Genomic DNA, 7,198 nt, shown 5'->3' with positions numbered 1-7,198 from the left:
ACTGATCGGGCCCAAACGCCGGTCAAAACATAACCGAACCCAAGGAAAAGCCGCGAAAATAAGCGTTCTTGCCCTTGTGTTCTTTCATTGGAGAATCCCCCATGAAAACGAGGAAACTCGGAAAAGAACTCGACGTCTCCGCAATCGGCCTTGGCTGCATGGGCATGAGCCATGCCTATGGAGGTCAGGACGAACAGGAGTCCATCCGAACACTGCATCGGGCGGTGGAAATGGGCGTGACGTTCTTCGACACCGCGGAAGTCTATGGACCTTTCGTCAACGAGGAACTCGTCGGCCGCGCCCTCAAACCCTTCCGCAGCAAGGTCGTGATCGCAACAAAGTTCGGCTTCAGGATCGATCCTGAGAAGAAGGATTCCAGCGCCATGTCCGGTCTCGACAGCAGGCCGGAGCTTGTGCGCGAAGTCGCGGAAGCATCGCTGAAACGGCTCGACGTCGACGTTATAGACCTCTTTTACCAGCACCGCGTCGATCCCAATGTGCCGATCGAAGATACCGTCGGCGCCATGGCGGAACTCGTGAAAGAGGGCAAGGTAAGGGCGCTTGGCCTTTCCGAAGCGGGGGCCGACATCATCCGTCGCGCCCATGCGGTGCATCCCATCTCGGCGCTCCAGAGCGAATATTCGCTCTGGACGCGCGATCCGGAAGGGGAGATCCTCGATACCTGCCGCGAACTCGGCATCGGCTTCGTTCCCTTCAGCCCGCTCGGCCGGGGCTTCCTGACCGGCAAGATCCAGAGTCCCGACCAGTTCGGCGCGAATGATTTCCGCAGCTCGCTGCCACGCTTCAGCGCGGAGAACATGGCGGCCAACGCTTCCGTGGTGAAATTGCTGGAGGAAATGGCCGCGGACAAGGGCGTGACGGCGGCGCAGCTTGCGCTTGCCTGGGTCCTGCATCAGGGCGATTTCATCGTGCCTATTCCGGGAGCCCGAAAAATTCCGCATCTCGAACAGAACGTCGCCGCGACCGAGATCGCGCTGTCGTCGGAAGAGGTGAGGACACTGGGAGACATGCTTGCGCCCGAGAAATTTTCCGGCGCTCGCTATGGGCAGCAGGCGGCTGCCTGGACCCCGAAGCAGCAATAACATCTGTCTGGACTGGCCTTGACTCCGCGCTATACTTCTTCCGGGAGGTACGGAGATGTCGGAAGAACAGGCAGTCCAGGCTGTCGTCCACCTCTACGTGGACGGAATGACGTTTGCGCATGAAGGAGCGCTTCGCAAGGCTTTCCACCCGAGGGCCTGCATCATCGGCAATTACCAAGGCACCGTCGAATGGTTGTCGCTTGACGAGTTTATCGCCGCGATCGCCTCGGAAGGCGCCGCACCCGCCGACACCCAGCCGCTCATCCAGATCGAGACCCTCGATGTTACCGGCGACACCGCAACCGTGAAAGTGGTGGATGAGTTCGCCGGCATGCGCTTTTCCGACCATCTCTCGCTCCTGAAGATCGATGGGCGCTGGACGATCGTCAACAAGCTTTACTACCTGCACTCCTGAGAAGCGCCGGCTACCGTTTAAGCTCGGGAAAGCCCGCGTAAAAGGCGGAATGGTCGCCCTCGTTGTTAGGCATGCCGATCTTCGTCAGCACGCCGCGCGGTTCGGCGAAGCTGCGGATCCGTCGCGCCGGCTTTTCGTGCCACTGGATGTTCATAGCCCAGAGTTTCGGGAAGACCATGATCGAGGCGTAAGGCAGATGATCATGGATCCACCAGGCCATTTTTTGCCAGTCGCCCTCCTGATCGTAATTGTCGACGAGCCAGGGGAAAACCACGCAGGCGGTGGCGCCGATGAAACCCTTGGCATCGCGCCTGTCCCAGATATGATCAGCGGCGGTGTTGGCATTGGACGAGCAGTTGAGATTGTTCCGGTTGCCGAACTCGTTGACCTTGGGCGAACGATAACCGGAGCGCAGGTGCAGCCTGCCGAAAGTCGCCTGGAGCGGCTCCAGAAGCTCCTCGCATAGATGGCGCCCCGCTTCGATCGCGAGATCCGGGTCTTCGGGAATGTTCGGAATGCCGTAGAAATTGGCAATTTCGGAAAACAGGAAATCGCGGAAAAAGAAGTTCTTCGACAAACGGACCCGGCCGAGTTCTTCAAGTCCCTTCATCGATCCCGGTATGCGCATGATCGCCCTCTTCTTGTTGCCATATCGAACGGATTTTCCCCGGATGGTAGGGTAGCTATCGGAAAATCACGATGCCACCCGTTTTCGCAATTTCGAGGCATATTGTAGTTGCATATGCAATTATATCTGCTATCCTCTTCGCATGTTTGATCATTGCTTGTATTTCAACACCACAGCACTGGCCCGTCAGTTGGAGCGTGTCTGGTCCGAGGCCTTCAAGCCTTTCGACCTCACTCCGCCGCAAGCCTTCACCTTGCGCGCAGTCCTTGCCAAACCGGGAATGCTGCATAGCGAGCTGGCGGATACGCTGAGGATCGCGCGGGCAACGGCCACGCGAGCGGTGGACGGGCTTGTGACGCGCGGGTTGCTGGAAAGGCGGCCGGCAGAACGGGACGGTCGGGAATGGGAAATCCATCCCACACCGGACGCTTTGATACTGAAGGACTCGCTGAACGCGGCCAGCGGCGCAGTAACCGAAAGGCTGAAGGCCGAGCTCGGGGACGAGGTATTCGCCGGGTTCGTCAAACAGGCCAGATCAATCGGCAGTTATCTGTCGTGAAGACACCTAATTAGTTGCATAGCTAACCAAAGGAGAAAAAGCCATGCCCATATTGAATGTGAAAGTCAGTGGAGAGCGGTCGGACGCCATGACCAGGGCGATAGCCGATATGCTGACAGAACTGACGCAGCGCATCCTCGGCAAGGATCCTGCAGTGACTGCCATCGCCATCGATTATGTCGATCCCCGCGACTGGCTCGCCGGCGGCCGCACGCTTGCCGAACAGGGCAAGTCGAGCGTCTATTTCGATATCAAGATCACCGACGAGACAAATACGAAGAGCGAGAAGGCCGCCTATATCAGGGAGGCATTCGAAGGGTTTGCGGCCCTCCTCGGCAATCTGCACGAGGAGAGCTACATCTATGTCCAGGATGTGCGGGCCGCCGCCTATGGCTATGGCGGCAGAACCCAGGAATGGCGGTATCAGCGGGCGAATTAAGCCCGCAGTACCCCACCGGTCGTCTTTTCGACATTGGCGACGATCTTGGCCGTCAGCGCCTCAAAATCCTCGTCCGTCAACGTCCGCTCGACCGGCTGGATCAGCACCTCGATCGCCACCGATTTCCTGCCTTCGCCGAGGGAGGCGCCTTCGAACACGTCGAAGACGTTGACGCCGGTGATCAGCTTACGATCGGCGGTGACCGCGGCCTTGACGAGCGATCCGGCTTCCACTTCGCTTCCCACCACGAAAGCGAAATCGCGCTTCACGACCTGGAAGGGCGAAAGCTCCAGCGGCGGCTTGGTGCGGGTCGCCTTCTTCTTAGGATCGGGCATGGCATCGAGGAAGACCTCGAAACCGCAGAGCGCGCCGGAGACATCGAGGGCGCCGAGCATCTTCGGGTGGAATTCGCCGAAGTAGCCGAGCACGACCTTCGGGCCCATCTTGATCGTGCCCGAGCGGCCGGGATGATACCATTCCGGCGCGCCCTTCTCGATCTGGACATTGCCCATCGGCAGGCCGCAGGCTTCGACAACGGCCAAGGCATCAGCCTTGGCGTCGAAGACATCGACCGGCTTGCCGCCGCCCTTGGCACTGTTGGACCACAGGCGGCCGGAACCGTTGAGCGAGGCCGTGCCGCGGCGCACGCCGCCGGCCACGCGCCGCTGGCCTTCCGGCTTGTCGCTCTCATAGGTGCCGGAGACCTCGAAGATCGCCACGTCGCCAAAGCCCTTGTCGGCATTACGCTGCGCTGCCGTCAGCAGGCCCGGCAGCAGCGAGGGCCGCATGTCCGACATGTCGGCCGCGATCGGGTTCGCAAGCTTCAACTCGCGCTGCCCGCCACCGAACAACCTTGCCTGATCCTCGGGGATGAACGACCAGGTGACCGCCTCCAGCATGCCGCGAGAGGCGAGTGCCCGCTTGGCGGTGCGGGTGCGCACCTGCAGGGTGGTCAGAATCCTGGCGTTGACGCTCGAAAGCTTGTCGATCGGCTCGGGCCTGATCTGATCGACTCCGTGAATGCGCATGACCTCTTCCACGAGGTCCGCCTTGCCGTCGACGTCCGGCCGCCAGGAGGGGACGGTCACCGAGACGCGCTCGCCGTCGCCCTGCACCGTGAAGCCGAGGCGCGTCAGGATCTGCCGGCTTTCCTCCGTCGAGACTTCCAGCCCCGTCAGCCGCTTCACCTCGGAGAAGGAGAAATCGATCACTTTCGGCTGATGACCTTTGTAACCGACTACCTTTGCTTCCGCTGCCGTACCGCCGCAGAGCTGCAGCACCAGTTCCGTCGTGCGCTCGAGCCCCGGCACCATATATTCCGGATCGACGCCGCGCTCGAAACGGTACCGCGCATCGGTGATGATGCCGAGCGAACGGCCCGTCTTGGCGATGTTGATCGGATCCCAGAGCGCACTCTCGATCAGCACGTCGGTCGTGTCCTCGTCGCAGCCGGAATGCTCGCCGCCCATGATGCCGCCGATCGACTCGATGCCCTTCTCGTCGGAAATGACGACGTTGTTGGGCCCGAGCTTGTATTCCCGCGTATCGAGCGCGAGGACCGTTTCGCCTTCCAATGCACGCCGCACCGTCAGGCCGCCCTTGACCTTTGCGGCGTCGAAGACGTGCATCGGCCGACCCTGATCGAAGGTCATGTAGTTGGTGATGTCGACCAGGGCGTTGATCGGGCGAAGGCCGATCGCCTTCAGCCGCTGCTGCATCCAGACGGGGCTCGGACCGTTCCTGACGCCGCGCACGAGGCGAAGGCCGAAGCCGGGGCAGAGCCGCTCGTCGTCAAGCAATATCCTGAGGCCAACGGAGGTCTCGCCTTCAGTCTTGAAGGAAGGCTTCGCTCGCGGCTTCAGCGTGCCGAGGCCGGCGGCGGCGAGATCGCGGGCGATACCGTGGATCGAGGTGCAGTCCGGACGGTTCGGCGTCAGGTTGATCTCGATCACCGGATCGTCGAGGCCGGCATAGGAGGCGAAGGGGGTGCCGACCGGCGCATCTTCCGGAAGATCGATGATGCCCTCGTGATTGTCGGACATGTCGAGCTCCTTTTCGGAGCACATCATGCCGTGGCTTTCGACGCCGCGGATATTGCCGACGGCGAGCGTCACGTCGATACCGGGAACATAGGTGCCCGGACGAGCCAGGGCCCCCACGAGACCGGCGCGGGCATTCGGCGCGCCGCAGACCACCTGCACCGGCTTGCCGTCGCCGGCATCCACCATCAGCACCTTCAGCCGGTCGGCCGACGGATGTTTTTCGGCCGAGACGACCTTGGCGATGACGAACGGCTTGTAGGCCGCCTTGTCATCGACGTCCTCGACCTCAAGGCCGATCGCCGTCAGACGCTCGCAGATCTGGTCCAGCGTGGCATCGGTCTCAAGATGTTCCTTGAGCCAGGAAAGCGTGAATTTCATTGTGTCAGTCCTCCCTTAAGCGCTCAAGCCGCCGAACAGCGTCGGCATGTCGAGCGGGCGGAAGCCGTAGTGGTTCATCCAGCGGACATCGGCGTTGAAGAAGTCGCGCAGGTCCGGCATGCCGTATTTCAGCATGGCGATGCGGTCGAGACCCATGCCCCAGGCAAAACCCTGGAATTCATCGGGGTCCAGCCCGCCGGCCTTGAGCACGTTCGGATGCACCATGCCGCAGCCGAGGATCTCCATCCAGTCGCTGCCCTCGCCGAACTTGACGATCGGGCCGGAGCGGTCGCACTGGATGTCCACTTCGAAGCTCGGTTCGGTGAACGGGAAGAAGGACGGGCGGAAGCGCATGGTCACCGACGGCACTTCGAAGAACGCCTTGCAGAATTCTTCCAGGATCCAGCGCATGTGGCCGACATGCGACTTCTTGTCGACGACGAGCCCCTCGACCTGATGGAACATCGGCGAATGCGTGGCGTCGCTGTCCTGACGATAGGTCTTGCCGGGAATGATGATGCGGATCGGCGGCTTCTCGGCTTCCATGGTGCGGATCTGCACCGGCGAGGTGTGGGTGCGCAGCACCTTTCGCTCGCCATGCTCGTCCGCCTGGAAGAAGAAGGTGTCGTGCATCTCGCGGGCCGGATGGCCCTCGGGGAAGTTCAGGGCCGTGAAGTTGTAATAGTCCGTTTCGACGTCAGGACCTTCGGCGATCGAAAAGCCCATGTCGCCGAAGATCGCCGTGATCTCGTCGACGATCTGGCTGATCGGATGAATGCGGCCGCGCTCGGCGGGTGAAGACCGCACCGGCAGCGATATGTCGACCGTTTCGGCCCGCAGCCGGGCGTCGATCGCGGCATCCTTCAGCACCGTCTTGCGGGTGGTGATCGCGTCGGTGATCTCATTCTTCAGTGCATTGATCGCCGCTCCGCGCGTCTGGCGTTCTTCCGGCGACATCGAACCCAATGTCTTCAGAAGTTCGGAGACGGAGCCTTTCTTGCCGAGGGCACCGACGCGTACGGCCTCGATCGCCGCCTCGTCGCCGGCACCGGCGATTTCCGCCAGAAGCGAGGTTTTCAGGTTTTCCAGATCGGACATTGTTTCTTCCGTTTGATACTCGGCGAGGTGGAGGGCGAGGTCGTGACGGGCAAAAGAAAAACCCGCGCCAGCCGTAACCAGCGCGGGTTTCCCAAAATCAGTAGAGCTAATTAAGCTTGGGAAGCGCTGGTTAACGAACCGCGCTTTCAAACTCGTTGGTGGTGCCGGCGTCCTTGAGGTACTCCAGCGCCTTCTTGGAAGCGGCAACCAGTGCGCCGAATGCTTCCGGCTCATGGATTGCCATGTCGGACAGAACCTTGCGGTCGACTTCGATGCCGGCCTTGTTGAGGCCGTCGATGAAGCGGCCGTAGGTGAGGCCGGATTCGCGGACGGCAGCGTTGATACGCTGGATCCACAGGGCGCGGAAATTACGCTTCTTGACGCGACGGTCGCGCGTTGCGAACTGACGCGAACGATCGACAGCAGCCTTGGCGGCGCGGATCGTGTTCTTGCGGCGGCCGTAGAAACCCTTGGCTGCCTTCAAAGTCTTGGTGTGCTTGGCGCGGGAAGTAACGCCCCTTTTTACGCGTGCCATG

The 7,198-nt window shown here is 61.3% G+C and carries 8 protein-coding genes; 4 read left to right on the top strand and 4 right to left on the bottom strand.

Going from position 1 to position 7,198, the window contains the following annotated elements; all coding sequences use genetic code 11:
• Positions 1–101: 101 nt before the first annotated feature.
• Together EDE05_RS18800 and EDE05_RS18795 are read left to right on the top strand one after the other, a co-directional pair.
• A complete protein-coding gene (locus EDE05_RS18800) occupies positions 102–1,103 on the top strand; it encodes an aldo/keto reductase (RefSeq protein WP_134102392.1) in 1,002 nt (333 codons plus the stop codon).
• A gap of 55 nt (positions 1,104–1,158) precedes the next feature.
• Positions 1,159–1,518: a nuclear transport factor 2 family protein gene (locus tag EDE05_RS18795; RefSeq protein ID WP_105373861.1), complete on the top strand. Its 360-nt coding sequence runs from the start codon at positions 1,159–1,161 to the stop codon at positions 1,516–1,518.
• A gap of 10 nt (positions 1,519–1,528) precedes the next feature.
• Here EDE05_RS18795 and EDE05_RS18790 read toward each other — a convergent pair whose 3' ends face one another.
• Positions 1,529–2,146: a hypothetical protein gene (locus EDE05_RS18790; RefSeq protein WP_134102389.1), complete on the bottom strand. Its 618-nt coding sequence runs from the start codon at positions 2,144–2,146 to the stop codon at positions 1,529–1,531.
• Between the two features lie 157 nt (positions 2,147–2,303).
• On the opposite strand from EDE05_RS18790, the gene EDE05_RS18785 reads away from it, so the two are divergent.
• Both EDE05_RS18785 and EDE05_RS18780 read left to right on the top strand, forming a co-directional pair.
• Positions 2,304–2,705 (top strand): MarR family transcriptional regulator, encoded by a 402-nt coding sequence (locus EDE05_RS18785; protein ID WP_245519941.1) that lies wholly within the window; start codon positions 2,304–2,306, stop codon positions 2,703–2,705.
• A 43-nt stretch (positions 2,706–2,748) separates the two neighbouring features.
• Entirely contained in the window at positions 2,749–3,144 is a 396-nt protein-coding gene (locus tag EDE05_RS18780; protein WP_105373864.1) for a 4-oxalocrotonate tautomerase family protein, read from the top strand.
• On the opposite strand, the gene pheT is transcribed toward EDE05_RS18780, so the two are convergent.
• The 3 genes from pheT to rplT all read right to left on the bottom strand — a co-directional run bounded on the left by pheT (position 3,141) and on the right by rplT (position 7,197).
• Complete coding sequence (gene pheT / locus EDE05_RS18775; RefSeq protein WP_134102383.1) at positions 3,141–5,564, bottom strand: phenylalanine--tRNA ligase subunit beta; 2,424 nt, start codon at positions 5,562–5,564, stop codon at positions 3,141–3,143. The two genes, EDE05_RS18780 and pheT, sit on opposite strands and share 4 nt — an antisense overlap.
• Before the next feature lie 15 nt (positions 5,565–5,579).
• Entirely contained in the window at positions 5,580–6,662 is a 1,083-nt protein-coding gene (pheS, locus tag EDE05_RS18770; RefSeq protein WP_105373866.1) for a phenylalanine--tRNA ligase subunit alpha, read from the bottom strand.
• Between the two features lie 130 nt (positions 6,663–6,792).
• Complete coding sequence (gene rplT / locus EDE05_RS18765) at positions 6,793–7,197, bottom strand: 50S ribosomal protein L20 (protein WP_046627769.1); 405 nt, start codon at positions 7,195–7,197, stop codon at positions 6,793–6,795.
• Position 7,198 lies beyond the last annotated feature (1 nt).

Source organism: Neorhizobium sp. R1-B (assembly GCF_004368875.1).
Classification (GTDB): domain Bacteria; phylum Pseudomonadota; class Alphaproteobacteria; order Rhizobiales; family Rhizobiaceae; genus Neorhizobium; species Neorhizobium huautlense.
This window is presented reverse-complemented; position numbering and strand designations above follow the sequence as displayed.